Source organism: Variovorax sp. GW821-FHT10D07 (assembly GCF_059415325.1).
This window is the reverse complement of sequence record NZ_JBWKMZ010000015.1, coordinates 20082-44247: the sequence shown is the minus strand read 5'-3', so window position 1 is coordinate 44247 and position 24166 is coordinate 20082. Positions and strand designations below refer to the sequence as shown.

Sequence of the window (24166 nt, the reverse complement as noted above, 5' to 3'; positions counted from 1 at the left end):
GAACTTCAACGCGGCTGCTGCTGCGTGGTGCAGTGGATGCCGCCGCCGCCCGCGGCGATCGCATCGATGTCGAGCTGCACCACCTCGCGCTTCGGGAACAGCTCGCGCAGCAATGCGCGGGCGTTGCCGTCGGCGCGCGCATCGCCGAACTGCGGCGCGATGACGGCGCCGTTGCAGACGTAGAAGTTGATGTAGCCGGCCGCGAACTCCTCGCCGTCGTAGGCGTCGCGCACCGAGTCCGGCCCCGCGAGCACTTCCACGCGCAGGCGCTGGCCGCGCGCGTCGGTGGCCTGCCGCAGGATCTCGAGGTGGCGCCGGGTCACGGCGTGGTCGTAGGCATCGGGATCGTTCTCCAGGCCCGCCACCACGATGCCCGGCGCCGCGAAGCGCGCATAGAAGTCGGTGTGGCCGTCGGTGATGTCGCGGCCCGCGATGCCGGGCAGCCAGATGATCTTGCGCAGGCCCAGCAGGCGCCGCAGTTCGGCCTCGCAGTCCTCCTTGCGCCAGCCGGGATTGCGGTTGGCGTTGAGCACGCAGCTCTCGGTGATCAGCGCCGTGCCCGCGCCGTCGACCTCGATGCCGCCGCCCTCGAGCACCAGCTCCGTCGCCAGCGGCCGTGCCTTGGCGGCACCGCTCACATAGCCGGCCACCTCGGCATCGTCGGCATGGGCCTGCTTGCCGCCCCAGCCGTTGAAGTTGAAATCGACGCCGCCCCATTCGCCCGCCGCATTGCGCACGAACACCGGCCCGGTGTCGCGCATCCAGAGATCGTCCACCGGCTGCACCTCGAGCTGCACGCGGTTGCCGCACAGGCGCGCAGCCAGGTCGTGTTCGCGTTCGCGCACCAGCAGGTGCACGGGTTCGAACTCGGCGATGGTGCGCGCGATGCGGGCCAGGTGCTGGCGCACCGGCGTCAGCAGGCGCCGGCCCCAGATCGCCTCGCTCGGGCCGAAGGACATCCAGGTGGCGCGGTGCGGCGCGGCTTCGTCGGGCATCAGCCAGCTGTCGGGCGTGGCGGCGGGCGAGGCGGCGATGCAGCCCAGCGGCGCGAGGCCGAGAGCGCTGGTCAAGCGGCGGCGGGTCATCGAGAAATGCATGTCGGTCTCCTGGCGAAAGCGTTCGGGATCACGCCGGCTCCTGCTGCGTGGTGCAGTGGATGCCGCCGCCGCCCGCGGCGATGGCATCGATATCGAGCTGCACGATCTGGTGGCTCGGCAGTTCCGCGGACAGCGCCGCGCGGGCCGCCCCATCGGCCGCCGCATCGCCGAACTCGGGCAGGAACAGGGCCTTGTCGGTCAGCAGGAAATTCACGTAGCCGGCCGCGAACTCCTTGCGTGCGTAGGTGGGGCGCACCCGGCCCGGCGTGGCCAGCGTGACGATGCGCAGGGCGCGTCCGCGCGCATCGGTCGCCGTGCGCAGCAGGTCGAGGTGGCGCCGGGTCACGGCATGGTCGAAGGACTCGGGGTCGTTGTCCAGTGCCGCCACCACCACGCCCGGCTTGAGGAAGCGTGCATAGAAGTCGGTATGGCCATCGGTGATGTCGCGGTTGGCGATGCCGGGCAGCCAGATGATCTTGGTGAGTCCCAGCAGGCGCCGGAGCTCTTCCTCGGCCGCGGCCTTGGAGACACCCGGGTTGCGGTTCTCGTTGAGCACGCAGCTCTCGGTGACGATGGCCGTGCCTTCGCCGTCGACCTCGATGCCGCCGCCTTCGAGCACCAGGCGGCTGCGCAGCACCGGCACGCCCGCGAGCTCGGCCATGCGCGCCGCCACCGTGGCGTCGCGTGCATGCGGCTGCTTGCGGCCCCAGCCGTTGAAGTTGAAGTTCACGGCGGCCCGCTCGCCGCGGTCGTTGCGCACGAACACGCAACCGGTGTCGCGCGCCCAGAGGTCATCGATCGGGTGTTCGATCAGCTGCACGTTGGAGCCGCAGAGCTGGCGCGCCGTGGCGGCATCCTCGGCGTTCACGAGCATCTTCACCGGCTCGTAGACGCTGATCGCATTGGCGATGCGCGCCAGCGCGCGCTGCACCGGCTCGCGCAGCTCGGCGCTCCAGATCGATTCGCGCGCGGCGAAAGCCATCCAGACGGCGCGATGGGCACCGCCCTCGTCGGGCATGCGCCAGGTGCTGGCGGGCGCGGGGGAAGGCGCGGGCGCGGGAGCGGGCGCCGGCGGCGGAAAGGGGAGCGCGGGGCCGCCGGCATTGCCGCCGCCACCGCCGCAGGCGCTCAGCAGTCCATGGAAGAGGCCCAGGCCACCGAGGCCCAGGAGCGTTCGTCGAGTCGTCATAAGAATCAGGGTTTCTACGGAGTCCCGGATTCTGTAGACGCTCATTCATCCGCACAATTGATCTTTTCTGGCCATATCAATCGATCTGGCTCATGAAATGGCCGTCCTCGCGTGCAAACGCCCGCAGGCTGTCGAACACTTCGCGCACCAGCGGCAGCCGCGACGGGCCCTGGGTGCGAGAGATCCAGAGGCTGCCGAGCGGCAGGCTTGGGTACGTCGCGAGGTGGCGCAAGCGGCCGCTGCGCAGCGCATCGTCTGCCGAGAGCCGCGACACCAGCGCGAGGCCGCGGCCGCGCAGCGCGGCGTCGAGCAGCAGGCGCGGGTCGTCGTAGATCGCGGCCTTGCGCAGTTGGCCGAAGTGCTCGCGGATGAAGGGGCCGATGCGGTCGCTCGTGAGGTCGGCCTCGAGGCACAGCAGGCCGGTCGCGGCATCCGAGTCCTGGCCAGGCAGGCCGACCGCCACCAGTTCGTCGCTCAGCAGCGGCACCTCGAACACGTCCGGCTGCTGCAGCGGCTCGCGCGTGATCGCGATGTCCACGTCGAGCTCGTCGATGAAGCGGGCGCTCTCGTCGACCGAGACGATCGGGCACAGGTCGGGATGCGCCTGCAGCAGCCGGTCGATGCGTGGCTGCAGCCATCCGTGCGCGACGGGCGCGGGGCAGACCAGCGTGACGAGGCGGTCGTCCATGTAGGTTTCGATGCGATGCAGGCCGTGGCGGATCTGCTCGAGCGACTTGCCCACGCTGTCGAGCAGCAGGCCGCCGGCCACGGTCAGCTCCACGCCGCGCCCCTTGCGCCGGAACAGCGGCTGGCCGACTTGCTGCTCGAGCTGCGCGATCTGGTGGCTGATGGCCGATTGCGAGACGTGAAGCTCCTCGGCCGCGCGCGAGTAGTTGCCCAGGCGCGCGGCCGCTTCGAAGCCGATCAGGAATTTGAAGGAAGGCAGTCTGGCGTTGGACATGGGAACCCGGTCGATGGATCGGCGCACAAGATAGCGCCTTTCATCGATGGGTTCAGTGCGCGGCGTCGGCGTCCTTTTCGTCACCACCGCCATACAGCTGCGCCAGCACCTCCACCGGATGGCGCAGGCGCCGCGCCTGCAGCCGCTCGACCTGGCTGCGGCACGAATAACCGGTGGCGAGAAATTCCGCCGGCCCGGGCTCGGCCGCCAGCAGCGGCGCCCACGACTGCGAGAAGATCCGCTGCGAGGTCTGCAGGTTACGCTGCTCGTGGCCGTAGGTGCCCGACATGCCGCAGCAGCCGCTGGCCTGCGCCTCGAGCCGCAGGCCGGCGCGCGCGAACACCCGGGGCCACAGCGCGGCGGCCGCGGGTGCGTTGGTCTTCTCGGTGCAATGCGCGAGCAGGCGGAAGTCGCTCGGTGCGGCGCGCGGCGGCGCTTCGGCGGGCAGCGCATCGAGCAGCCATTCCTGCGGCAGCAGCACCGAAGGCAGGCGCGCCATCCGCGGCAGCTTGGCGTACTCCTGGCGGTAGACCAGCGTCATCGCGGGATCGAGGCCGACCAGCGGCACGCCGCATTGCGCCAGCGCATCGAGCATGTCGGCGTTGCGGCGCGCCGCGCGGTCGAAGGCGCGCAGAAAGCCCTGCACCTGCAGCGGCTTGCCGTTGGGCCGGAAGGGCGCGAGCCACACGGTGCAGCCCAGCCGCGCGGCCAGCGCGATGAAGGCCGCGAGCACGGGCGTCTCGAAGTAGCGCGTGAAGGCGTCCTGCACCAGCACCACCGAACGCGCGCGCTCGTCGGCGCTCAGCCGCGCCAGCGTCGAGGGCGTGGCATGGCGCACGTTCCAGCGCCGCCGGGTGGCGCCGAAATCGAAGCGGCTCAGCAGTGGCGCGTCGACCATGCCGGCATGCCGCGCGAGCAGGCCGCGCACCGCGGGCAGGGCCATCAGGCCGTTGTAGAGCGCCGGCATGCGCGCGAGGCCGGGCATGCTGTATTCGAGCGAGCCGATGAAGTAGTCCTTGAGCGGGCGCAGGTAGCGCGCGTGGTAGAGCTCGAGAAAGCGCGCGCGGAACTCCGGCACGTTGACCTTCACCGGGCATTGCCCCGCGCAGGACTTGCAGGCCAGGCAGCCGGCCATCGCCTCGTAGACCTCGTGCGAGAAGTCGTCTGCGTTCGAACGCCGCCGGCCGTTGCGCCAGCGCGCGGGCAGCCCGGCCAGGAACGAGGGTTGCCGCGCCGCGGCCTGCAGCACGTCGACGCCGGCCTCGCCCTGCAGCCGCAGCCATTCGCGCAGCAGCGAAGCGCGCCCCTTGGGCGAATGGCGGCGCTCGCGCGTGGCCTTCCACGAGGGGCACATGGCCTCGTCGGGGTCGAAGTCGTAGCAGGCGCCGTTGCCGTTGCAATGCATGCCGCTGGCGTAGCTTTGCCACACGCGCTCGTCGATGCGGCGGTCGGCGTCGGCGCGCATCGGCACCTCGTCGATGCGCAGCAGCGCCGCATCGATGCCCGCGGGCGTCGCGATCTTGCCGGGGTTGAGCTGGTTGTGCGGATCGAAGGCGGCCTTGAGTTCCTGCAGCGACGCATAGAGCGGGCCGAAGAAGGCCGGCGCGTATTCGGAACGCACGCCCTTGCCATGCTCGCCCCAGAGCAGGCCGCCGTACTTCTGCGTGAGCCGTGCCACCGCGTCGGAGAGCGGGCGGATCAGCGCGGCCTGGGCCGGGTCCTTGAGGTCCAGCGCGGGCCGCACGTGCAGCACGCCGGCGTCCACGTGGCCGAACATGCCGTACGAGAGGCCATGGCCGTCGAGCAGCGCGCGGAACTCGGCGATGTAGTCGGCGAGCCGCTCGGGTGGCACGGCGGTGTCTTCCACGAAGGGCTGCGGCCGCGCCTCGCCCTGCACATTGCCCAGCAGGCCCACCGCGCGCTTGCGCATCGCATAGACCCGGGTCACGGCGGCATGGCCGGCCGCGATGGTGTGGCCCAGGCGCGCCGCGCCGGCATCGCGCGCGAGGTGCGCGACGAAGGCCGCGACCCGGGTCTCGAGTGCCTCCAGCGAATCGCCGCTGAACTCGACCATGTTGATGCCGCGCGTGGGCGCGCTGTCTTCGCTCGAGGGGAAGTATTCGGCCACGCCCTGCCACACGATGTCCTCCATCGCGAGCATCAACACGCGCGAGTCCACGGTCTCGATCGACAGCGGCGCATGCGCCATCAGCGCCTGGGCATCGCGCAGCGCATCCATGAAGCTCGCATAGCGCACGTTGACCAGCACCGTGTGGCGCGGAATCGGCAGCAGCTTGAGCTCGGCCTCGACGATGAAGCCCAGCGAGCCTTCGGCGCCGCAGAGCACGCTGTTGAGGTTGAAGCGCCCGTCGCGCTCGCGCAGGTGCGCGAGGTCGTAGCCGGTGAGGCAGCGGTTGAGCCTGGGAAAGCGTTGCTCGATCAGCGCGGCATCGCGCTCGGCGATCCGGTGCGCGCAGCGCCAGGCATCGCCCACGCGGCCGGGTCGTGCCAGCTGGGCCTGGAGTTCGTCGGGTCCGGCAGGGCGGCTCGTGAAGCGTTCGCCGCCCGGCAGCACGACCTCGAGCGCGAGCACGTGGTCGCGCGTCTTGCCGTAGGCGCAGCTACCCTGGCCGCTCGCGTCGGTGCTGACCATGCCGCCGATGGTGGCGCGGTTCGAGGTCGACAGCTCGGGCGCGAAGAACAGGCCATGCGGCGCGAGCGCCGCGTTGAGCTGGTCCTTGACCACGCCGGCCTGCACGCGCGCCACGCGCCGTACTGGATCGATCCAGACGATGCCGTTCAGGTGCCGCGACAGGTCGACCGCGATGCCGTCGGTCAGCGACTGCCCATTGGTGCCGGTGCCGCCGCCGCGCGGCGCGAGCACCACGCGCCGGTGTTCGTCGCGGTCCATCAGCCTCGCGAGCCGCACCACGTCGTCGGCATGCTTCGGGAACACCACGGCCTGCGGCAGCCGCTGGTAGATCGAGTTGTCGGTCGCGAGCACCGTGCGGTCGGCATGGCGCTGGCTGATCTCGCCCTCGAAGCCTGCGGCGGCCAGCGCCGCGAGAAACTGCCGGTAGTGCTGCGCCAGCGTGACCGGGGGTGGAACGTGGGCGATCATGGCCGGCCGTGCAGCGCCGCTCAGTCCGCCTTGAGGCGGCCTTGCTTGACCAGCCGCATCGCCAGCACCGCGTCTTCCTGCACCAGCCGCTGCAGGTAGGCCGCGCTCTCGGCGAGGGGCTCGCTGCCCAGTTCGCGGATCGGCTTCGAGAACTCGGGCTCGGCCACCGACTTCGAGATCCAGCCCTGCAGGCTCGCGACGGTCTGCGGCGCGATGCCCCTGGGCGCGAACACGCCGACGAAGGTGGTGGCGTCGAAACTCGGAATGCCCTGCTGCGCCAGGTTCGGCACGCCGGCCAGCATGCCGCCGACCTGCGGGCCGAGCACCAGCAGCGCGCGCAGGCCGCCGCTCTTGAGGTGCGGCGCCGAGCTCGTGACCTGGTCGATCACGGCGTCGATCTGGCCGCCGAGCAGGTCGACCACGGCCGGGCCCGAACCCTTGTAGGGCACGGCATTGACGCGTGCCTTCGCGGCGTCCTCGAGCTGCAGCAGCGCCAGGTGATTCGGCGAGCCCGGGCCCGCATGGCCGATGGTCACGTTCTCGCTCTTGGCCTGGATCGCCTGCAGGAAGTCGCCGGCGGTCTTGAAGCGCGCATCGTTGGCGCGCACCACCACCACCACGGGCGTGCGGCTCAGCACGGCCACGGGCACGAAGTTGTCGGCGCGGTAGGGCACCTTGATCATCTCGGGCAGGGTGCCGAGCTGGCCCGGCGTGGCCACCAGCAGCGAATGGCCGTCGTTCTCGGCGCGCGAGGCCCAGCCCGTGCCCACGGCACCGCCGCCGCCGGCGCGGTTGTCGACGATCACCGACTGCCCCGCATGGCGCGTCAGCGGCACGCCCAGGGTGCGGGCGGTGATGTCCACGTTGCCGCCCGGCGCGAAGGGCACGATCAGCGTGATGGGCTTGGTCGGAAAGGCGCGGCCCTGCGCCATGCCGGGCCATGCCGCCGCCGCTGCGGCGAGCGCGACGCCGCCCTGGATGAAGGCCCTGCGGTTGAAGTTGTTGTCGGTCATTCGAACGTCTCCCTGTGATGAATCAATGGTTCCAGTAAAGCTGCGTGGGGTTGCGCACCAGCACCTGTCGAAGGTCGCCGTCGGGCAACCAGGCGCGCAGCGCCCCGGCCAGTTCGCTGCCGGCGGTGGCGCGCGCGTCGATGCCGGGATGCGGCCAGTCCGATCCCCAGAGGATGCGTTCGGGGTTGGCGCGCGCCAGCGCATGGGCCAGCGGGATCACGGCGGGGTCGGTGGCGCAGGCCGATGCGCTGAGCCGGTAGGCGCCCGAGAACTTGACCCAGGCGCGCCCTTCCGCGAGCAGCGCGCGCAGGTTCGCGAGCCCGGGGCCCTGCGGTGTCGCGCCGGGCGCCGGATGGCCGAAGTGGTCGACCACCACCTGCAACCCAGTGGCGGTTACGCGCGGCACCAGATCGGGATCGTGCTCGACGTCGACCAGCAGCTGCAGGTGCCAGCCGAAGGCCGCGATGCGGTCGGCGATGGCGCGCAGGCTGGCGGCCGACACGCCGCCCGAGAACAGCGCGTTGCAGCGCGCGCCGCGCACGCCTAGCGCGTGCAGTTCCTCGATCTCGCGCTCGCTCGTGTCCTCGAAGATCACGGCCACGCCGCGCATGCTGCCGGGCGCCGCCTCGCGCAGCATGCGCTTGAGCAGCGAATGGTCGCGGCCGTAGACGCTGGGCTGCACCAGCACGCAGCGCTCGACGCCCACCGGGCCGAAGGCGGCCCAGTAGTCGGCCATGGAGGCCGGGGCCGGTGTGTACGAGCGCTCGTCGATCAGCGGGAATTCGCGCGCGTCGCCGAAGACGTGGAAGTGGGTGTCGCAAGAACCTTCGGGGAATATCCGGGCGCTGTCGGGAATGGCGGAGGTCGGGGGAAGCCGGTCGTGCATGGAAAGCGATGCCATGGAGAAGAAGATCGATGCCATGGAGAGGGGGCTGGGGATGCGGGCTATTGTTCTGAGAGCCCCCCGCGTGAGGCAAGATCATCTTTGTCATCTTCATCGTGAACCGGATTCATCCCATGAACGCCGCCGGCGGCCCGCCCCTGAACCTGCGCAGCATCGACCTCAACCTGCTGGTCATCTTCGAAGCCCTGTTCGAGGAGCGCAGCGTGGTCAAGGCCGCCACCCGGCTGGGCCTGACCGCCTCGGCCGTGAGCCATGCGCTGCGCCGCCTGCGCACGCAGTTCAAGGACCCGCTCCTGACGCGCACGCCGCAGGGCATGGCGCCCACGCCCGAGGCCGTGCGGCTGGCCACGAGCTTTCGCAAGGCCTTCAGCGAGATCGAGAGCGCGATCGAGGTGCGCGGCGGCTTCGATCCCGCGACCGCGCGCCGCACCTTCCACCTGCGGCTGTCCGACTACGTCGGCGTGCTGCTGCTGCCGCGGCTGTGCATCCACCTGAGCTCGGTGGCGCCCGGCGTCAGCCTGTCGGTGCAGTCCTTCGACATGTACCAGCCCTCGGACCGCGTGGAGTACGAGGGCGTGGAGATCCGGCTCTCGGTGTCGCGCGGCCGCTCGGTGCTGTCGGCCTCGCGGCGCATCCTCGACGACCAGTGGATGGTGCTGATGCGCAAGGGCCATCCCGCGGCCTCGGAGCCGATGACGCTCGACAGGTACCTGTCGCTGGGCCATCTCAAGGTCTCGGGCGTGGGCAGCAGCATCCTCGACGAGATCCTGGCCGAGCGCGGGCTCGCGCGCCGCGTGATGATCCAGGTGCCGACCTGGCTCGGCATGGTGCCCGTGATCGAATCCACCGACCTGATCGCGGCCATGCCCGCGCACTGGATGGACAGCGTGCTCTCGGGCTCGGACTGCGTGGCGATGCCGATGCCGCTGCCCGAGCTGGGCCTGTCGATCGACGCGGTCTGGCATCCGCGCAACGAGCACGACGCGGGCCACCGCTGGTTCCGCGAACTGATCCACCAGATCTTCGAGGAGGCCTACGACAAGTCGCGCGTGCTGCGCTGAACGCCGCCGCGGCCATCGATGACGAAAGCTCACGAGAGGCCCAGGACTCATCGCTTGTGCCCCCGCGTGCCGCGCCGGAAACTGAAAGCCATTCATCCAGTTCACCCGGCCCACCCACGGAGCACGCAAGCAATGCAGCAGTACAGACTCTTCATCGGCAACGAATGGCAGGCGAGCGCATCGGCGCAGTGGTTCGATTCGCTCGACCCGTTCACGGGCGAGCCCTGGGCCCGCATTCCCCAGGGCAATGCCGAGGACGTCGACCGCGCGGTGAAGGCGGCCGAGGCCGCGATGCAGGGCCCCTGGGGCCAGATGTCGGCCACGCAGCGCGGCATGCTGCTGCATCGCCTGGGCGCGCTGATCGAGGCCAACCTCGACACCCTCACCGAGGCCGAGGCGCGCGACAACGGCAAGCTGCGCAGCGAGGTGCGCGGCCAGGTGTCGTACATGGCGAAGTACTTCTATTACTACGGCGGCCTGGCCGACAAGATCCAGGGCGCGGTGATCCCGATCGACAAGCCCAAGGTCTTCAACTACACGCGCCTCGAGCCGATCGGCGTGGTCGGCACCATCACGCCGTGGAACTCCTCGCTGCTGCTGACGGCCTGGAAGGTGGCGCCGGCGCTCGCGGCCGGCAACGCCATCGTCGCCAAGCCCTCGGAGCACACCTCGGTGTCGCTGCTCGAGCTTGCACGACTGTTCGCCGAAGCAGGCTTTCCGCCCGGCGTGTTCAACGTGGTCACGGGCTTCGGCAAGGAAGTGGGCGAGCCGCTGGTCGAGCATCCGGGCGTGGCCTGCATCGCCTTCACCGGCGGCGACGAGGGCGGGCGCCGCGTGAGCGTGGCGGCGGCGAAGCACTTCAAGCGCGTGACGCTCGAGCTCGGCGGCAAGTCGCCCAATATCGTGTTCGACGACGCCGACCTCGCGCGCGCCGCCAACGGCGTGATCACCGGCATCTTCTCGGCCGGCGGCCAGACCTGCATGGCGGGCTCGCGGCTGCTGCTGCAGGAGAGCATCCACGACGAGTTCGTCGAGCGGCTGGTCGCGATCGCCTCCAAGGCCAAGCTCGGCGACCCTTCGCTGCCCGACGTGCAGGTGGGCCCGGTGGCCACGCGGCCGCAGTTCGACAAGGTGGTGAGCTACATCGACATCGCCAAGGCCGAGGGCGCGCACTGCGCCTTCGGCGGCAAGGTGCGCAGCGGCCCGGGCTACGGCGCGGGCCAGTTCGTCGAGCCGACCATCTTCACGGGCGTGGACAACGGCATGCGCATCGCGCAGGAGGAAGTGTTCGGGCCGGTGCTGTCGGTGCTCAAGTTCAAGGACGAGGCCGACGCGGTGCGCATCGGCAACGACATCCGCTTCGGCCTCGCGGCTGGCGTGTGGACGCGCAGCCTGCACCGCGCGATGCACATGTCGGAGCGGCTCAAGGCCGGCACGGTGTGGATCAACAACTACCGCTCGACCAGCTTCACCACGCCCTTCGGCGGCTTCAAGGACAGCGGCCAGGGCCGCGAGGGCGGCGTGGAGGCGGTGAAGGAATTCCTCGAGACCAAGAGCGTGTGGATCTCGACCGAGCTCGACATGCCGGACCCGTTCATCCGCAAGTACTGAGCGGGTTCGCTCCAGGCATGCCGGCGCAAGAAGAAGGAAAGTAGAGACATGAACGAAGCATCCCTGCCCATCGACCGCTGCGACGTGCTCGTCGTCGGCTGCGGCATCTCAGGCCTGAGCGCGGCGGTGGCCGCGGCCGCCGCGGGCGCGACCGTGACGGTGCTGGAACGCGCCACGCCCGAGGAGTTCGGCGGCAACACGCGCTGGACCGAGTCCTACTTCCGCATGAAGAGCGAGACCGAGGTCAGCGACGATTTCGAGGAACTGCTGGTGGCCAATGCCGGCCACCACATCGACCCCGAGATCGTGCAGCATGCGGCCGCGCCCTACGAGGACTGGCCGCCGCACGTCAAGGCGCACGGCATGCCCGACCCCGAGCTGGTCGCCACGCTGGCCGGCGAGGCCGGCGCCACGGTGCGGTGGCTCCAGGGCTTCGGCGTGCGCTTCGCGGCGCTGCCGACCTACTTCGTGACCGCGGCCGCGCCGCGGCTGATGCCGGTGGGCGGCGGCCTCGCGCTGATCGAGGCGCTGCGCGAGGAAGCGCTGCGCCTGGGCGTGTCGATCCGCTACCGCAGCACCGCGCAGCAACTGCGGCGCGCCGATGCGCGCGGCGAGCTGGCGGTCGACACCGTCGGGCCCGACGGCAGCGTGCGGCGCATCGTGGCGCGCGGCGTGGTGCTGGGCACGGGCGGCTTCGAGGGCAACCCCGAGATGCTCACGCGCTACATCGGCCCGCAGGCGCGCTACCTGCGGCCGGTGGCGCGCGGCGGCTACTACAACCGCGGCGAGGGCATTCGCATGGCGCTCGACGCCGGCGGCGCGCCGGCCGGCGACTTCGGCTCCTACCATGCCGAGCCGATGGACCCGCGCTCGGCCCAGGTCGAGCCGCTGGTGATGAGCTTCTCGTACGGCCTGCTGGTCAACAAGGAGGGCCGGCGCTTCGTCGACGAGGCGCCGGGGCCGGTCGACGTGCACTACGACCCGATCGCGCGCGCCATCAAGGACCAGCCCGACGGCATCGCCTTCATGGTCTACGACCAGCGCATCCACGAGGTACCGAACTGGAAGAAGGGCATCCGCACCGACCAGCCGCCGCTCGAGGCCGAGTCGCTGGAGGCGCTCGCGCGCGCCTGCGGCATCGACCCGGCCGGCCTGCTGGCCACGGTGGCGGCCTTCAACGCGGCCTGCGCGGGCGATGCCGACGCGCGCTTCTCGCCGCTCGCGGTGGACGGCGTGGCCACCGCGGGCCTCGCGCCGCCCAAGTCGAACTGGGCGCTGCCGCTGGCGCGCGGTCCCTTCTGCGCCTACCCGGTGATGTCGGGCATCTGCTTCACCTTCGGCGGCGTGAAGACCAACCGCGATGCGCAGGTGGTCGACAACGACGGCCGCACCATCCCCGGCCTCTATGCGGCCGGCGAGGCCGCTGGCCTCTACCACCAGGTCTACACGGGCGCGACCTCGGTGCTGCGCGGCGCCGTGTTCGGGCGCATCGCGGGCGCGCATGCCGCGCGCCAGGCGGCGCCGCGCTAGCGCGCCCCCCGCTTTTTTCCCGGCTGCTTCGCCATCGCCGCACGCGCGGTGCGGCGCGGCACGTCCACACACACCACCAAGGAGACAGACATGCCCTTCATCACGACGCGCCGCCTCGCGGCCCTGGCCATCGCCTGCGCGGCCCTCGGCGGCTTCGCGGCCCGCGCCGACTGGGCACCGCCCGGGCCGATACGCCTGGTCGTGCCCTATGCGCCCGGCGGCGGCACCGACGTGCTCGCGCGGCTGGTCGCCACGCAGATCGGCAGCACGCTGGGCCAGCCGCTGATCGTCGAGAACCGGCCCGGGGTCAACGGCATCCTCGGCGCCAACTACGTCTATGCCGCGCCGGCCAACGGCACCACGCTGCTGTTCGCGGCGGCCGACTTCATCTCGGTCTCGCCGCACATCTACAAGAAGGCCGTGCGCTACGACCCCGACGGCTTCCAGCCCGTGGCACTGGTCGCGAAGATGGGCTTCGTGATGGCCGCGCGGCCGGCGAGCGAGACCAAGGACGTGGCCGACTTCGTGGCCCGCGCGCGTGCCAAGGAAGTGACCTATGCGCATTGGGGCCCGGGCAGCATGGCGCAGATGGGCATGGAGCTGCTGCGCTCGCGCGCCGAGGGCACGAAGGCGCTGCCCGTGCCCTATGCGGGCGCCGCGCCCGTGATGTCGGCCGTGATGGCCGGCGACGTCGAGTACGGCTTCGTGCCCACGCCGCTGGCGGTGGCGAGCCGCAGCAAGCTCAAGCTGTTCGCGCTCGGCTCGCCCGAGCGCTTCGCGGGCCTGCCCGACGTGCCGACGCTCAAGGAGCTCGGCTACGCGGTCGATGCCGACACCTGGTTCGGCATCCTCGCGCCACCCGGCACGCCCGCCGCCGTGGTCGAGGCGCTGCAGGCGCAGGTCGAGAAGGTGGTGCGCGATCCGGCGGCGCGCGCGCGAATGACCGACATCGGCTACACGCCCTCGAACATCGCGCCGCGCGACTTCGGTGCCTTCGTGAAGAGCGAGAACGCGCGCTGGGGCGCGGTGGTGCGTGCGGCGCGCATCCAGGTGGAGGAATAGGTGCCGCCGCGGCTGGTCCTGGTCAAGAATGGGGCCTCGATCCAAGGGCCGCGATCCGTCATGAAGCGAAAAATCCCCAGCACCGTCGCCTTGTCGCTGTTCGAGTCGGCCGCGCGCCACGAGAGCTTCGCGCGCGCCGCGGCCGAGATGTACCTGACCGAGAGCGCGGTGAGCCGGCAGATCGCCGTGCTCGAGGGCTTCCTCGGCGTGAAGCTGTTCAGCCGCGGCAAGAAGCAGGTGGTGCTGACCGACGCGGGCCGGCTCTATGCGCGCAACATCCGCGGCAACCTCGACGAGATCGAGCTGCACACCAAGTCGCTGATGCAGCACAAGGGCGCGGGCGGCGTGCTCGAGCTCGCCGTGATCCCGACTTTCGCGAGCCGCTGGCTGCTGCCGCGGCTGCACGACTTCCTGCGCAAGAACCCGGGCATCACCGTCAACCTGTCGGAGCGCGCCGAGCCCTTCGCGTTCCGCGGCACCAACCTCGATGCCGCGCTGCACTTCGACGACCCGGTGTGGGATGCGGTCGAGAAGGTGCATCTGTTCGAGGAGGAGGTGGTGCCGGTGCTGAGCCCGGCCCACTTCGACCTCTCGAAGCTGAAGAAGCCTGCCGGCCTGATCGCGCTGCCGCTGCTGCACAAGCGCGTGCGGCCCGAGGCCTGGCAGCGCTGGTTCGAGGCCGCGGGCGTGGCGCAGCCGGTGCCGCCGCCGGCGATGCGCTTCGAGCTCTATGCGATGGTGATCGATGCCGCGCGCGCGGGCCTGGGCGTGGGGCTGGTGCCGCGCTTCTACGTGCAGGAGGACGTGGCGCGCGGCACGCTGGCCGTGCCCTTCGACATCAGCCTCAAGCACGAGAAGCGCTATTGCCTCGTCTACCCCGAGCACAAGCGCGATTCGCAGGCGGTGCAGCTGTTCAGCGAATGGGTGGTGGAGGCGGCGGCCGAATTCAGCACGGGTGCGCAAGCGGTGCGGCGGCCTAAGAAGCGCGCCTGATCGCGGCGCGCCAAAAGAAAACGGCCCCGCGGGGCCGTCTTCATCGCGTGCATGCGGCCTGCGAGAGGCCGCGGTGCATCACTTCTTCTTCGCGGCCACGGCCTTCTTGGCGGGAGCGGCAGCAGCCTTCTTCGCGACCGGCTTGGCAGCGGGCTTCGCAGCCGACTTGGCGGCGGGCTTGGCATCGGCCTTGCGCTTGGCGGCCTTCGGGTCCACGGCGGCCTTGAAGGCGGCGCCCGGCACGAACTTCGGCACCTTCTGGGCGGCGATCTTGATCTTGGTGCCGACGCTCGGGTTGAAACCGGTGCGGGCTGCGCGAGCAACTTGCTTGAAGGTGCCGAAGCCGACGATCTGGACGGGGTCGCCCTTCTTCACTGCGGCGACGATGGAGCTGGTGACCGTTTCCACGATGCGCGCGGCTTCTGCCTTGCTGACGTTGTGGGTGGTGGCGATTTTCTCAACGAGTTCGATGCGGTTCAACTGAGTTCCTGATAGGTTTGATTCGTCATGTTGCCTATGACGGCGCAGCCTCGGATGCAGGCTGCAAGCGGCGTGGAGTGTATTCGAACGCGAGAGAGGGCCCGCGGTGCGAAGGGAGAGTGGGGCTTTCTCATGCACGCGAGACGCTGCGCAGCCGCAGTGCGATCGCGAGGCCGGCGAGCGCCGCGCCCGCGCCGATGAGGAACACGCCGCCATAGCCCGCGCGGTCCGCGAGCAGCCCGGCCACGGGGCCGGTGAGCCCGTAGGCCAGGTCCTGGAAGGCCGAGAAGCCGCCGAGCGCGGTGCCGCGCAGTTGCGGTGCCACCAGCCGCACGACCTCGCGGCCCATGGCCGGAAAGATCATCGAACAGCCGAGGCCGGTGAGGAAGGCACCCGCAAGCGCGGCGACGGGGCTCGGCGCCTGCCAGATCAGTGCCTGGCCGAAGGCCTCGACCGCCAGCGACACGATCGCCACCGGCAGCCCGCCGATGCGGTCGGGCAGGTGGCCGAACAAGATGCGCACCAGCACGAAGCCGCTGCCGAAGGCCGTGAGCCCGAGGCCCGCATGCGACCAGTGCTGGCCGCGGAAGTGCAGCACGAAGAAGGCGCCGATGGCCGCGAAGCCGATGCCCTGCAGGCACACGATCAGCCCATGCGGCCAGATGATGCCGAGCACGCTGCGCAGCGAGGGCCGGCTCGCGCCCGGCTGCACCGCCACGCCCTCGAGCCGCCACACCGCCAGCAGCCCGATGCAGGGCAGCAGCGCGCTCGTGGCCATCGCACCGGCGAAGCCGAAGCGTTCGAGCAGCGCGAGGCCGACCGGACCGCCGACCGCGAGCGCGCCGTAGATGGCGGCACCGACCAGCGCGAGCACCTGGCCCGAGCGCGCGGGACCGACGAGGCCGATGCCCCAGCCGATCACGCCGACGGCCACCAGGCTCTCGCCCAGGCCCAGCAGCAGGCGGCCCGCGACCAGCAGGCCGAAGCCGATCCACGGCGAGGGAATCCAGAGGCCCGCGAGCCACGCGACCAGCGCGCCCGCGACATAGAAGGCCAGTCCGCGCACCACGGCGCGCTTGGGACCCTGGCGGTCCGACAGGCTGCCCGCGGGGGCGCGCGTGAGCACGGTGGCGAGGAAGGCGATGCCGACCGCGAGGCCGGCCCAGAAGTTGCCGAGGCCCAGCCGCGTCGTCACGTGGACCGGCACCACGGGCAGCGAGAGGCCGACGCAGAGGTAGGAGATGAAGAGCACCGCGGCGAGCAGCAGCAGGCGGCTTTGCGCGGAGCGGGACGGCGCGGGAATTGCCGGGGCGGAAGTGGAGGTCATGGGGAGGTCCAGGTTGTTCCTCGGACGGCCGGTGCGAAAAGGAAAACGCACCCCGGCCGCGAGGATCGCGGGGGTGCGTTGCTTGACGTCAGACGCTTACGGCCAGCGGGACTGGCGGGAAAAAAAGAAAGGCTCAGCCGAGCCGCATCGAGAGCTCGACGTCGGACGCGAAGGGCACCGACAGATAGCCGGTCGCGCTCGAGCGCACGCGTGCGAGGTACTCGGGGCTGTGGTCGGCGTTGTCGGCGATCACGAGCGCGCCGGGACGCAGGCGCGCCTCGACCAGGGCCAGCACCTCGGGATAGAGCGCCTTGGCGCCGTCGAGCAGCAGCAGGTCGATGCGGTCGGGCAGGTCGCTGGCCAGCGTGCGCAGCGCATCGCCTTCGCGGACCTCGACCAGGTCGGCGAGGCCGCCGGCCGCGAGGTTCTCGCGGGCGCGCGCCACCTTCGAGGCTTCGAACTCGGTGCTCAGCAGCCGGCCGCCGCCGTTGTCGCGCAGGGCCGCGGCCAGGTGCAGGGTGGAGATGCCGAACGAGGTGCCGAACTCGACGATGCTGCGCGCGCCGTTGCCGCGCGCGAGCATGTAGAGCAGCGTGCCGGTCTCGCGCGAGACAGCGAGCGGGAAGTCCTTCAGGCGTGCGTAGAAATCGAGGTACTCGGTGCGGCTTTGCATCAGGCGCGCGAGCTCGTCGCTCGACAGGCCGGCAACGGCGGCGCTGGTGCGCGGCGAGGAGGCATCGGCCTCGGCGAACAGGCGCTCCAGCAGGGGCGCGAGCGGTGCGGTGGTCAGTGTGTTCATGGTGTTCTTCAAGAGTCGGACGGTGTGCGTCGATAATATGAAGGAAGCTTCAGATTTTCCATTCGCGTTCCGAAAGCCACGCCATGCCCACCCGCCGCAGCGCCCCGCTCTCCTCGAGAAGACAGCCCCAGCAGGCCCGTTCGAGCGACCTCGTCGCGGCGATCCTCGAAGCCGCCCTTCAGGTTCTGGCCAAGGAGGGCGTGCACCGCTTCACCACCACGCGCGTGGCCGAGCGCGCGGGCGTGAGCGTGGGCTCGGTCTACCAGTACTTTCCGAACAAGGCCTCGATCCTGTTCCGGCTGCAGAGCGACGAATGGCGCCAGACCACCGAACTGCTGTGCGGCATCCTCGAGGACGTGGCGACGCCGCCGCTCGATCGCCTGCGCCGTCTGGTCCATGCCTTCGTGCGCTCGGAGTGCGAGGAGGCCGGCATGCGCACCGCCTTGCACGACGCGGCGCCGTTCTACCGCGACGCGCCCGAGGCGCAGACCGCGCGCGCCGCGGGCGAGCGCGCGATGCAGGCTTTCCTGCGCGAGGCGCTGCCCGGCTTGTCGAAGGCGCGGCGCGCGCTGGCCGGCGACCTGGTCGCCACCACCTTCGGCGCGGTCGGCAAGCAGTTCTCGGAAACGCCGCGCACCGAGGCGCAGATCAAGGCCTACTCCGAGGCGCTGGCCGACATGCTGTGCGCCTACCTGCGCAGCCTCGGCGCGGAGTAGTCGGGCCTCAAAAAAAAAGAGTCCCGACGCGGACCCCGCGGCGGGACTCTTCTTCATGCGCGAGCGCCTTACTTGTCGTGATGCAGGTAGGTGGCCTGGCGCGGCAGCAGCAGGCTGACCAGGAAGGCCACGCCCATCATCGCCGTCACGTACCAGTAGAAGTAGGACTCGTGGCCGATCGACTTCAGGCCCAGCGCCACGTACTCGGCGCTGCCGCCGAAGATGGCGTTGCCCACCGCGTACGACAGGCCCACGCCGAGCGCGCGCACCTCGGGCGGGAACATCTCGGCCTTCACGATGCCGCTGATCGAGGTGTAGAAGCTCACCACCGCCAATGCGACGGTGATCAGCACGCCGGCCATCAGCGGGCTCGCGACGTTCTGCAGGCTGCTGAGCACCGGCACCGTCATCAGCATGCCGAGCGCGCCGAACAGCAGCATGTTGCTGCGCCGGCCGATGCGGTCCGACAGCGCGCCGAACAGCGGCTGCATGCACATGTAGATGAACAGGCAGGCGGTCATCACGTTGCTGGCGGTCTTGATCGACATGCCGGCCGAGTTCACCAGGTACTTCTGCATGTAGGTGGTGAAGGTGTAGAAGATCAGCGAGCCGCCGGCCGTGTAGCCCAGCACCACGAAGAAGGCGCGCTTGTGGTGGCGGAACAGCTCGCCCATGGTGCCGGCGCCCTTGGCGGCGCGGGTCTTGGTGCTGGCGGTCTCGGTCAGCGTGCGGCGCAGCAGCAGCGCCACGATGGCCGCCACCGCACCCAGCACGAAGGGAATGCGCCAGCCCCAGGCCTTGAGCTCGGCCTCGTCGAGCACCTGCTGCAGCACCACCACGACCACCACCGCGAGCAGCTGGCCGCCGATCAGCGTGACGTACTGGAACGAGGAGAAGAAGCCGCGCTGGCCGCGCATCGCCACTTCGCTCATGTAGGTGGCGGTGGTGCCGTACTCGCCGCCCACCGACAGGCCCTGCAGCAGCCGCGCGAGCAGCAGCAGCGCGGGCGCGGCGGCACCGATCTGCGCATAGGTCGGCAGGCAGGCGATCACCAGCGAGCCCACGCACATCATCACGACCGAGGTCACCATCGAGGTCTTGCGGCCCTTGCGGTCGGCGATGCGGCCGAACAGCCAGCCGCCGATCGGGCGCATCAGGAAGCCGGCCGCGAACACGCCGGCGGTGTTGAGCAGCTGCACCGTGGGGTCGGACTTGGGGAAGAAGGCCGGCGCGAAGTAGATCGCGCAGAAGGCGTAGACGTAGAAGTCGAACCACTCCACCAGGTTGCCCGAGGAGGCGGCGAAGATGGCGAAGATGCGCTTGCGCTTCTCCTCGAAGGTGTAGGGCGTGGTGTCGGCCGGCGAGGCGCCGGCGGGGGCGCCGCCGGTGCGGGCGAGGGTGTTCATGGCGTGTCCTTGTCTCGGGTCGCGGCCGCTGGAGGCGGCCTGAATCGGTGCCCGGGAAGTCTGTCGCGGCACGCGCGCGCCGTCGTCCGTAGCCCACCGCCGCGCGGCTACGTAGCGGTACGCAAGGGTTAACCCTAGGTCGACGTTTCCGGGCTGGCGCGGCCCCGGCTACAGCCCGTGCTCGCGCAGGAAGCGGTCGAGCTGGTGGCTGTTCGCGAGGCCCAGCTTGGCGAACGCGTGGGCGCGATGGGTCTCCACCGTGCGCTGCTCGAGCGGCGCGAGCTCGAGCGCGATCTGCTTGTTCGGCTTGCCCTCGGCCACCAGCCGCGCCACCTGCATCTCACGCGGCGTGAGCTTGTCCCACAGCGCCTGCGCGGCCTGCCGCGCCTGGCGCTTCGCGGCGATCTCACCGGCGCGCTGCAGGGCGCGCGCGATGCTGTCGAGCAGCTGCTCGTCGTTGCAGGGCTTCTCGAGCCAGCCGAAGGCGCCGTTCTGCACCGCCTCCACCGCCATCGGGATGTCGCCATGGCCCGAGAGGAACAGCACCACCAGCGGGCTGTCCTGCGCGCGCAGCGCGTCGAACACCTGCAGCCCGCTCATGCCGTCCATGCGCAGGTCGAGGATGGCGCAGCCCGCGCGCTGCAGGTCGGCGCCGGCCAGGAAGTCCTCGCCCGAGGCGAAGGTCTGCACCGCGTAGCCGCGCGAGAGCAGCAGCAGGCCGAGCGAGCGGCGCACGGCCTCGTCGTCGTCGACCACGCAGAGGTTGTTGGCGGATGCGTTCATGGGGAGGGGATCTCCAGCACGAGGGTGAATACCGTGCCACCGCCCGGACGGTGGTCGAACACCAGCCGGCCGCGGTGTGCCTCGACGATGGTGCGGCAGATGTTGAGGCCGAGCCCGAGGCCGCCGGGCTTGGTGGTGAAGAAGGGCGCGAACACCTGCTCGGCGAGCGCGTCGTCGATGCCCGTGCCGCGGTCGAGCACGCGGATCTCCATGCGGCCCTCGACCACCTCGGCCTCGAGCTCGACCACGCGCCGTTCGACCGGCGTGGCCTGCATCGCCTGCAGGCTGTTGGACAGCAGATTGAGCAGCACCTGCTCGAGCAGCACGCGGTCGCCGCGCACCGGCGGCAGCGTGGCCGGGATGCGCACCTCGGCGCGCGACTGGCGCTGGCGCATCTCGCCCTGCAGCAGCGCCAGCGCATTGGCGGCCAGCGCGGCCACCGCGCAGTCTTCCGTGCCCGCGGTGCGCTGGCGCACGAAGCCGCGGATGCGCCGCACGATCTCGGCGCTGCGCCGCGCCTGCGCCATGGTCTCGTCGAGGCTGCTGGCCAGCAACGCCTGGTTGCCCTGTTCGGCGAAGGCCTTGGCCGCGCCCGCGAAGCTGCTCAGCGCCATCAGCGGCTGGTTGAGCTCGTGCGCCAGCGTGGAGGCCATCTCGCCCAGGCTCGCGAGCCGCTGCGCATGCTGCAGCTGCTCGTCGTTCTGGCGCTGGCGCAGCTCGGCGCGCTTCTGCTCGGTGATGTCGACCACCGAGCTCATCCAGCCCGCATGGCCGCCGTCGGCGTCGATCAGCGGCGCGGTGTAGACCATGGTGATGACCTCGTGGCCGTCGCGATGGCGCAGCCGCGACTCGAAGCCCGACAGCGCGGGCTGGCCGCTCATCATGGCGTCGTAGTGGTGCCAGTGGCGCGGCACCTCGTCGGGATGCCAGTAGGGGTAGGGCGGCAGCTTGCCGAGCAGCTCGTCGGCGCCGTAGCCGGTCATCTCGCAGAAGGCCGGGTTGACGTAGGTGATGCGTCCCTCGAGGTCGCGCGCGCGCATGCCGACCAGCAGCGAATCCTCCATCGCCTTGCGGAAGGCATGGGCCTCGTCGAGCTCGTGGGTGCGCTCGCGCACGCGCAGCTCGAGCTCGCGCCGCGCATCGCGCTGCTCGGCGAAGCGGCGCTCGCGCAGCCGCCAGTAGAGGCCGCCGAGCAGCAGCACGCCGGCACCCAGCAGGCCCAGCATCCAGGTGCGCTCGCGCGCGCGCGTGACCTCGGCATGGTCGACCATCACCGTGAGGGTCCAGCCCAGGTCGGGCAGCGGCTCGTCGATCGCGAGGAAGCTGCGCGGCTTGCCGCCGAGCGCGGTGCGCACCAGGTAGCCGGGCTCGCCGTCGCCGCGCTGCGTCTTCCAGGGCAGCGCGGGGAAGCTGGCGCGCGCGCCGTACTGCTGGTCGCGTCGCAGCCGCTCGAGCTGCACCGCGTCGAGCGGGCGCGTGGCCTGGTACATCCACGCGGGCACCGAGCTCAGGAACACGATGCCGCGCGCGTCGGTCAGCAGGATCGGGTCGCGCACGAAGGTCCAGGCCTCCTGCAGCGCGCGCAGGCTGACCTTGACCGTCACCACGCCGATCACCGCGCCCGCGTCCGAGCGCACCGGCGCCGAGATGAACAGGCCCGGTTCGCCGGTGGTCTGGCCCACGCCGTAGAACAGGCCGCTGCGGCCCGCGCGCGCATCGATGAAGTAGGGCCGGTTGGCATAGGACTCGCCGACGAAGCTCTGCGGCGTGGCCCAGTTGCTGGCCGCGAGCGTGAGGCCCTGCGGGTCGATCAGGTAGAGCGCATCGGAACCGGCCTGCCGGTTCACCTCCTCGATGTAGAGGTTGGCGCGCTGCTTCACGGCCGCGTCGCCGGGGTGCGCGAGCGCGGCCAGCACCTCGGGATGCAGCGCCGCGGTGAATGGCAGGTAGCTGTATTTGCCGGCCGAGTCGCGCAGGCCCAGCACATGCACTTCCATCGCGCGGCGGATCGAGTCGGCCTGGAAGCTGGCCTCGCGCGCGGCCGCCCATTGGCCGGCGGCGCCGATCAGCAGCGCCGCGAGCGCGAGCAGGCCGGCGCCCAGGAGCAGCGCGCGCCGGCGGCGGCGCGCGCGGGGATCGTGGGAAGAAGGCGAGGAAGGCGGCATGGACAGGCGGGCCGACCGGCGCGGCGCAGGGGATTCTGCCCTGATCGCCGTCGCGGCCCGCGCGCATGTGCCGCGCAGTGGCCGCTACTGCAGCTTGTAGTCGAGGGTCTTCACGAGCCGGCCGTAGGCGGCGCGCCCGCTCTCCACGCGCTGTGCGAGCGCCTCGGGCGTGCTGGTGGCCGCGGTCACGCCGAGGCTGGCGATCCTCTGCGCGAAGGCTGGCGCATTCACCACCTTGGCGATGGCCGCGTTGTACTGGCGCACCAGCGCGGCGGGCGTGCCGGCCGGTGCGAACACGGCCGTGAACATCATCTCATCGAGGCCCGCGATGCCGGCCTCGGCATAGGTCGGCACCTCGGGCAGCCGCGCGATCCGCTCGGGCCCGTTGACCGCGAGCAGGCGCAGCATGCCGCTCTCGACGTAGGGCAGGATCGCGCCCACGCCGCCGATGCCCGCGGGCACCTGGCCGGCCACGAGGTCCTGCACCAGCGGTCCGTCGCCGCGGTAGGGCACGGCCGTCATCGGCGTCGAGAGCGCGCGCCCCAGCACGCCGACCGCGAACTCGGGCCCGCTGCCGGGCGCGGGCACGCCCACGCTGTTCTGGCCGGCATGGGCTTGCGCCCAGGCCGCGAAGCCGCGGATGTCGGTCACGCCCGTGCCGACCACGGCGGGATTGACCGCGAACACGTCGGGGTTCGAAGTCACGAGGCCGACCGGCGCGAAGTCCTTCGCGACATCGAAGCCCGGATTCGCCATCGTCACCGGTACGATGGACACCGTGTGCCCGTTCGAGAGGAACAGCGTGTGGCCGTCGGGCCGCGCGGCCTTGAGCGCCTGCGCCGCGATCTGGCCGCCCGCGCCCGCGCGGTTCTCGACCACCACCGGCCGCGCCAGCTCGGTCTGCAGCCCGGCCGCGAGCTGGCGCGCGATCAGGTCGGTGGAGCCGCCGGCCGGGAAGCCGACCAGGATGCGCAGTGGCGTGGTGTCGGCGAGCGCGAGCGTGCAGCTCGCCATGACCGACGCGGCGACGAGGAGGCGCGCGGCGAGGGCGCGAAGGGAGGCGGGCTTCATGGCGTGCGGGGCGAAGGGGCCGAGTGGAGGGTGGCCGGATTGTTCGGCGCACGCCGCGCGGGCTCAACCGCAAGGACGCCGGATTTGGGCACCGATCGTTCGGCGCCCCGTGCCGCTCAACGCGGGCGCGCCGCGCCCTTCGCCGCCCACTGCGCGAGCATCGCCTCGACCAGCTGCGACACCATCGCGCGCGTGTCCGACCAGGCCATGGTGCGCGTCATGCACGGAAAGGCGATGGTGCCGAACACCGAGGCCAGCAGCGTGTCGGCCGCGAGCCGCGAGGACAGCGGCGGGCGCGGCAGCGTGGCGAAGAAGGCATCGACCGTGTCGTAGTAGAGCTGCAGGCTGTCGACCACCGCGCGCGAGCGGCCGAAGGGCCGGCCCTCGCTGTCGAGCGGCGGCGGCTCGCGCAGGCTGGGCGCGGGGAAGATCTCGAGGAACTCCTCCATGTGCGCGAGCCAGTGGTCGGCGGTGGCCATGAACAGCTTGTGCACGCGCCGCGCGGGATCGCGCGTGCGCGCGATGGCCTGGCGCAGGTGCTCGGTGGCGCTGTCCATGTCGCGGCCGCGGATGTGGAAGAACAGGTCCTGCTGGTCGTGGAAGTACTGGTAGATGCTGCCCGGCGCATAGCCGGCCTCGGCCGCCACGCGCCGCAGCGACACGCCGGCCGCGCCCTCGGCCGCGAGCAGACGCCGGCCCGCGGCGATGAAGTCCTCGCGCACCAGCGCCTTGTCTTCCTGGCTGCGCGCGCGGCGGCGCAGGTCGTGCTTCGGGTCGCGCAAGGGCATGGAGCGTGGGGCCGGCGAGGGGAGTGGGGGTCGATGGGACGGCCGAAGTATAGGTGGCGCTGCGGGAAAACCCGGGCTATAAATGAACG

20 protein-coding genes are annotated in these 24166 nt (G+C 71.1%); 6 read left to right on the top strand and 14 right to left on the bottom strand.

The features are described 5' to 3' along the window. Positions 1-5 precede the first annotated feature (5 nt). The 6 genes from AC07PU_RS33470 to AC07PU_RS33445 form a co-directional block, all read right to left on the bottom strand. Positions 6-1097, bottom strand: a complete 1092-nt coding sequence (locus AC07PU_RS33470) for an agmatine deiminase family protein (protein ID WP_495322562.1) — start codon at positions 1095-1097, stop codon at positions 6-8. Between the two features lie 28 nt (positions 1098-1125). Further along, the gene (locus AC07PU_RS33465; protein ID WP_495322561.1) at positions 1126-2286 is read right to left on the bottom strand and encodes an agmatine deiminase family protein; all 1161 of its coding nucleotides are present in this window, start codon (positions 2284-2286) and stop codon (positions 1126-1128) included. A 76-nt stretch (positions 2287-2362) separates the two neighbouring features. Beyond that, positions 2363-3247, bottom strand: coding sequence for a LysR family transcriptional regulator (locus AC07PU_RS33460; protein ID WP_495322560.1), 885 nt, complete (start codon positions 3245-3247; stop codon positions 2363-2365). A gap of 52 nt (positions 3248-3299) precedes the next feature. After that, the gene (gene ydiJ, locus AC07PU_RS33455; RefSeq protein WP_495322559.1) at positions 3300-6368 is read right to left on the bottom strand and encodes a D-2-hydroxyglutarate dehydrogenase YdiJ; all 3069 of its coding nucleotides are present in this window, start codon (positions 6366-6368) and stop codon (positions 3300-3302) included. A gap of 20 nt (positions 6369-6388) precedes the next feature. Then, complete coding sequence (locus AC07PU_RS33450; RefSeq protein ID WP_495322558.1) at positions 6389-7381, bottom strand: tripartite tricarboxylate transporter substrate binding protein; 993 nt, start codon at positions 7379-7381, stop codon at positions 6389-6391. A gap of 22 nt (positions 7382-7403) precedes the next feature. After that, positions 7404-8282: an amidohydrolase family protein gene (locus AC07PU_RS33445; protein ID WP_495322557.1), complete on the bottom strand. Its 879-nt coding sequence runs from the start codon at positions 8280-8282 to the stop codon at positions 7404-7406. A gap of 116 nt (positions 8283-8398) precedes the next feature. Between AC07PU_RS33445 and AC07PU_RS33440 the strand changes: the two genes are divergently transcribed. The 5 genes from AC07PU_RS33440 to AC07PU_RS33420 all read left to right on the top strand — a co-directional run bounded on the left by AC07PU_RS33440 (position 8399) and on the right by AC07PU_RS33420 (position 14542). Beyond that, positions 8399-9346, top strand: coding sequence for a LysR family transcriptional regulator (locus tag AC07PU_RS33440; RefSeq protein WP_256222360.1), 948 nt, complete (start codon positions 8399-8401; stop codon positions 9344-9346). Between the two features lie 132 nt (positions 9347-9478). Further along, a complete protein-coding gene (locus tag AC07PU_RS33435) occupies positions 9479-10957 on the top strand; it encodes an aldehyde dehydrogenase (protein ID WP_495322556.1) in 1479 nt (492 codons plus the stop codon). Positions 10958-11005: 48 nt separating this feature from the next. Next, entirely contained in the window at positions 11006-12487 is a 1482-nt protein-coding gene (locus AC07PU_RS33430; protein ID WP_495322555.1) for an FAD-dependent oxidoreductase, read from the top strand. Positions 12488-12577: 90 nt separating this feature from the next. Beyond that, positions 12578-13549 (top strand): Bug family tripartite tricarboxylate transporter substrate binding protein, encoded by a 972-nt coding sequence (locus AC07PU_RS33425; protein ID WP_413762437.1) that lies wholly within the window; start codon positions 12578-12580, stop codon positions 13547-13549. Positions 13550-13609: 60 nt separating this feature from the next. After that, positions 13610-14542 carry a LysR family transcriptional regulator gene (locus AC07PU_RS33420; RefSeq protein WP_495322554.1) on the top strand — a complete coding sequence of 311 codons (933 nt, stop codon included), beginning with the start codon at positions 13610-13612 and terminating at the stop codon, positions 14540-14542. Positions 14543-14620: 78 nt separating this feature from the next. On the opposite strand, the gene AC07PU_RS33415 is transcribed toward AC07PU_RS33420, so the two are convergent. The 3 genes from AC07PU_RS33415 to AC07PU_RS33405 form a co-directional block, all read right to left on the bottom strand. Further along, the gene (locus AC07PU_RS33415; RefSeq protein ID WP_093341107.1) at positions 14621-15022 is read right to left on the bottom strand and encodes an HU family DNA-binding protein; all 402 of its coding nucleotides are present in this window, start codon (positions 15020-15022) and stop codon (positions 14621-14623) included. A gap of 130 nt (positions 15023-15152) precedes the next feature. Further along, positions 15153-16349, bottom strand: coding sequence for an arabinose transporter (locus AC07PU_RS33410; RefSeq protein ID WP_495322553.1), 1197 nt, complete (start codon positions 16347-16349; stop codon positions 15153-15155). Positions 16350-16482: 133 nt separating this feature from the next. Next, on the bottom strand, positions 16483-17148 hold the full coding sequence (locus tag AC07PU_RS33405) for an O-methyltransferase (RefSeq protein ID WP_495322552.1): 666 nt from the start codon (positions 17146-17148) through the stop codon (positions 16483-16485). An 83-nt stretch (positions 17149-17231) separates the two neighbouring features. Between AC07PU_RS33405 and AC07PU_RS33400 the strand changes: the two genes are divergently transcribed. Then, entirely contained in the window at positions 17232-17864 is a 633-nt protein-coding gene (locus AC07PU_RS33400) for a TetR/AcrR family transcriptional regulator (protein WP_495322551.1), read from the top strand. A 68-nt stretch (positions 17865-17932) separates the two neighbouring features. On the opposite strand, the gene AC07PU_RS33395 is transcribed toward AC07PU_RS33400, so the two are convergent. The 5 genes from AC07PU_RS33395 to AC07PU_RS33375 form a co-directional block, all read right to left on the bottom strand. After that, positions 17933-19270: an MFS family transporter gene (locus tag AC07PU_RS33395; RefSeq protein WP_057591388.1), complete on the bottom strand. Its 1338-nt coding sequence runs from the start codon at positions 19268-19270 to the stop codon at positions 17933-17935. A 168-nt stretch (positions 19271-19438) separates the two neighbouring features. Next, complete coding sequence (locus AC07PU_RS33390) at positions 19439-20053, bottom strand: response regulator transcription factor (RefSeq protein WP_209541795.1); 615 nt, start codon at positions 20051-20053, stop codon at positions 19439-19441. After that, positions 20050-22218 carry a sensor histidine kinase gene (locus tag AC07PU_RS33385; RefSeq protein WP_495322550.1) on the bottom strand — a complete coding sequence of 723 codons (2169 nt, stop codon included), beginning with the start codon at positions 22216-22218 and terminating at the stop codon, positions 20050-20052. Before AC07PU_RS33385 ends, AC07PU_RS33390 begins: the two co-directional genes overlap by 4 nt. Before the next feature lie 84 nt (positions 22219-22302). After that, positions 22303-23289: a tripartite tricarboxylate transporter substrate-binding protein gene (locus AC07PU_RS33380; protein ID WP_495322548.1), complete on the bottom strand. Its 987-nt coding sequence runs from the start codon at positions 23287-23289 to the stop codon at positions 22303-22305. Between the two features lie 116 nt (positions 23290-23405). Further along, a complete protein-coding gene (locus AC07PU_RS33375) occupies positions 23406-24077 on the bottom strand; it encodes a TetR/AcrR family transcriptional regulator (RefSeq protein ID WP_495322546.1) in 672 nt (223 codons plus the stop codon). Positions 24078-24166 lie beyond the last annotated feature (89 nt).

Bases quoted from the DNA above. Each gene is read 5' to 3' on its own strand.
- AC07PU_RS33470 (WP_495322562.1), bottom strand. From the start codon at position 1,097: ATGCATTTCTCGATGACCCGCCGCCGCTTGACCAGCGCTCTCGGCCTC.
- AC07PU_RS33465 (WP_495322561.1), bottom strand. From the start codon at position 2,286: ATGACGACTCGACGAACGCTCCTGGGCCTCGGTGGCCTGGGCCTCTTC.
- AC07PU_RS33460 (WP_495322560.1), bottom strand. From the start codon at position 3,247: ATGTCCAACGCCAGACTGCCTTCCTTCAAATTCCTGATCGGCTTCGAA.
- ydiJ (WP_495322559.1), bottom strand. From the start codon at position 6,368: ATGATCGCCCACGTTCCACCCCCGGTCACGCTGGCGCAGCACTACCGG.
- AC07PU_RS33450 (WP_495322558.1), bottom strand. From the start codon at position 7,381: ATGACCGACAACAACTTCAACCGCAGGGCCTTCATCCAGGGCGGCGTC.
- AC07PU_RS33445 (WP_495322557.1), bottom strand. From the start codon at position 8,282: ATGGCATCGCTTTCCATGCACGACCGGCTTCCCCCGACCTCCGCCATT.
- AC07PU_RS33440 (WP_256222360.1), top strand. From the start codon at position 8,399: ATGAACGCCGCCGGCGGCCCGCCCCTGAACCTGCGCAGCATCGACCTC.
- AC07PU_RS33435 (WP_495322556.1), top strand. From the start codon at position 9,479: ATGCAGCAGTACAGACTCTTCATCGGCAACGAATGGCAGGCGAGCGCA.
- AC07PU_RS33430 (WP_495322555.1), top strand. From the start codon at position 11,006: ATGAACGAAGCATCCCTGCCCATCGACCGCTGCGACGTGCTCGTCGTC.
- AC07PU_RS33425 (WP_413762437.1), top strand. From the start codon at position 12,578: ATGCCCTTCATCACGACGCGCCGCCTCGCGGCCCTGGCCATCGCCTGC.
- AC07PU_RS33420 (WP_495322554.1), top strand. From the start codon at position 13,610: ATGAAGCGAAAAATCCCCAGCACCGTCGCCTTGTCGCTGTTCGAGTCG.
- AC07PU_RS33410 (WP_495322553.1), bottom strand. From the start codon at position 16,349: ATGACCTCCACTTCCGCCCCGGCAATTCCCGCGCCGTCCCGCTCCGCG.
- AC07PU_RS33405 (WP_495322552.1), bottom strand. From the start codon at position 17,148: ATGAACACACTGACCACCGCACCGCTCGCGCCCCTGCTGGAGCGCCTG.
- AC07PU_RS33400 (WP_495322551.1), top strand. From the start codon at position 17,232: ATGCCCACCCGCCGCAGCGCCCCGCTCTCCTCGAGAAGACAGCCCCAG.
- AC07PU_RS33395 (WP_057591388.1), bottom strand. From the start codon at position 19,270: ATGAACACCCTCGCCCGCACCGGCGGCGCCCCCGCCGGCGCCTCGCCG.
- AC07PU_RS33390 (WP_209541795.1), bottom strand. From the start codon at position 20,053: ATGAACGCATCCGCCAACAACCTCTGCGTGGTCGACGACGACGAGGCC.
- AC07PU_RS33385 (WP_495322550.1), bottom strand. From the start codon at position 22,218: ATGCCGCCTTCCTCGCCTTCTTCCCACGATCCCCGCGCGCGCCGCCGC.
- AC07PU_RS33380 (WP_495322548.1), bottom strand. From the start codon at position 23,289: ATGAAGCCCGCCTCCCTTCGCGCCCTCGCCGCGCGCCTCCTCGTCGCC.
- AC07PU_RS33375 (WP_495322546.1), bottom strand. From the start codon at position 24,077: ATGCCCTTGCGCGACCCGAAGCACGACCTGCGCCGCCGCGCGCGCAGC.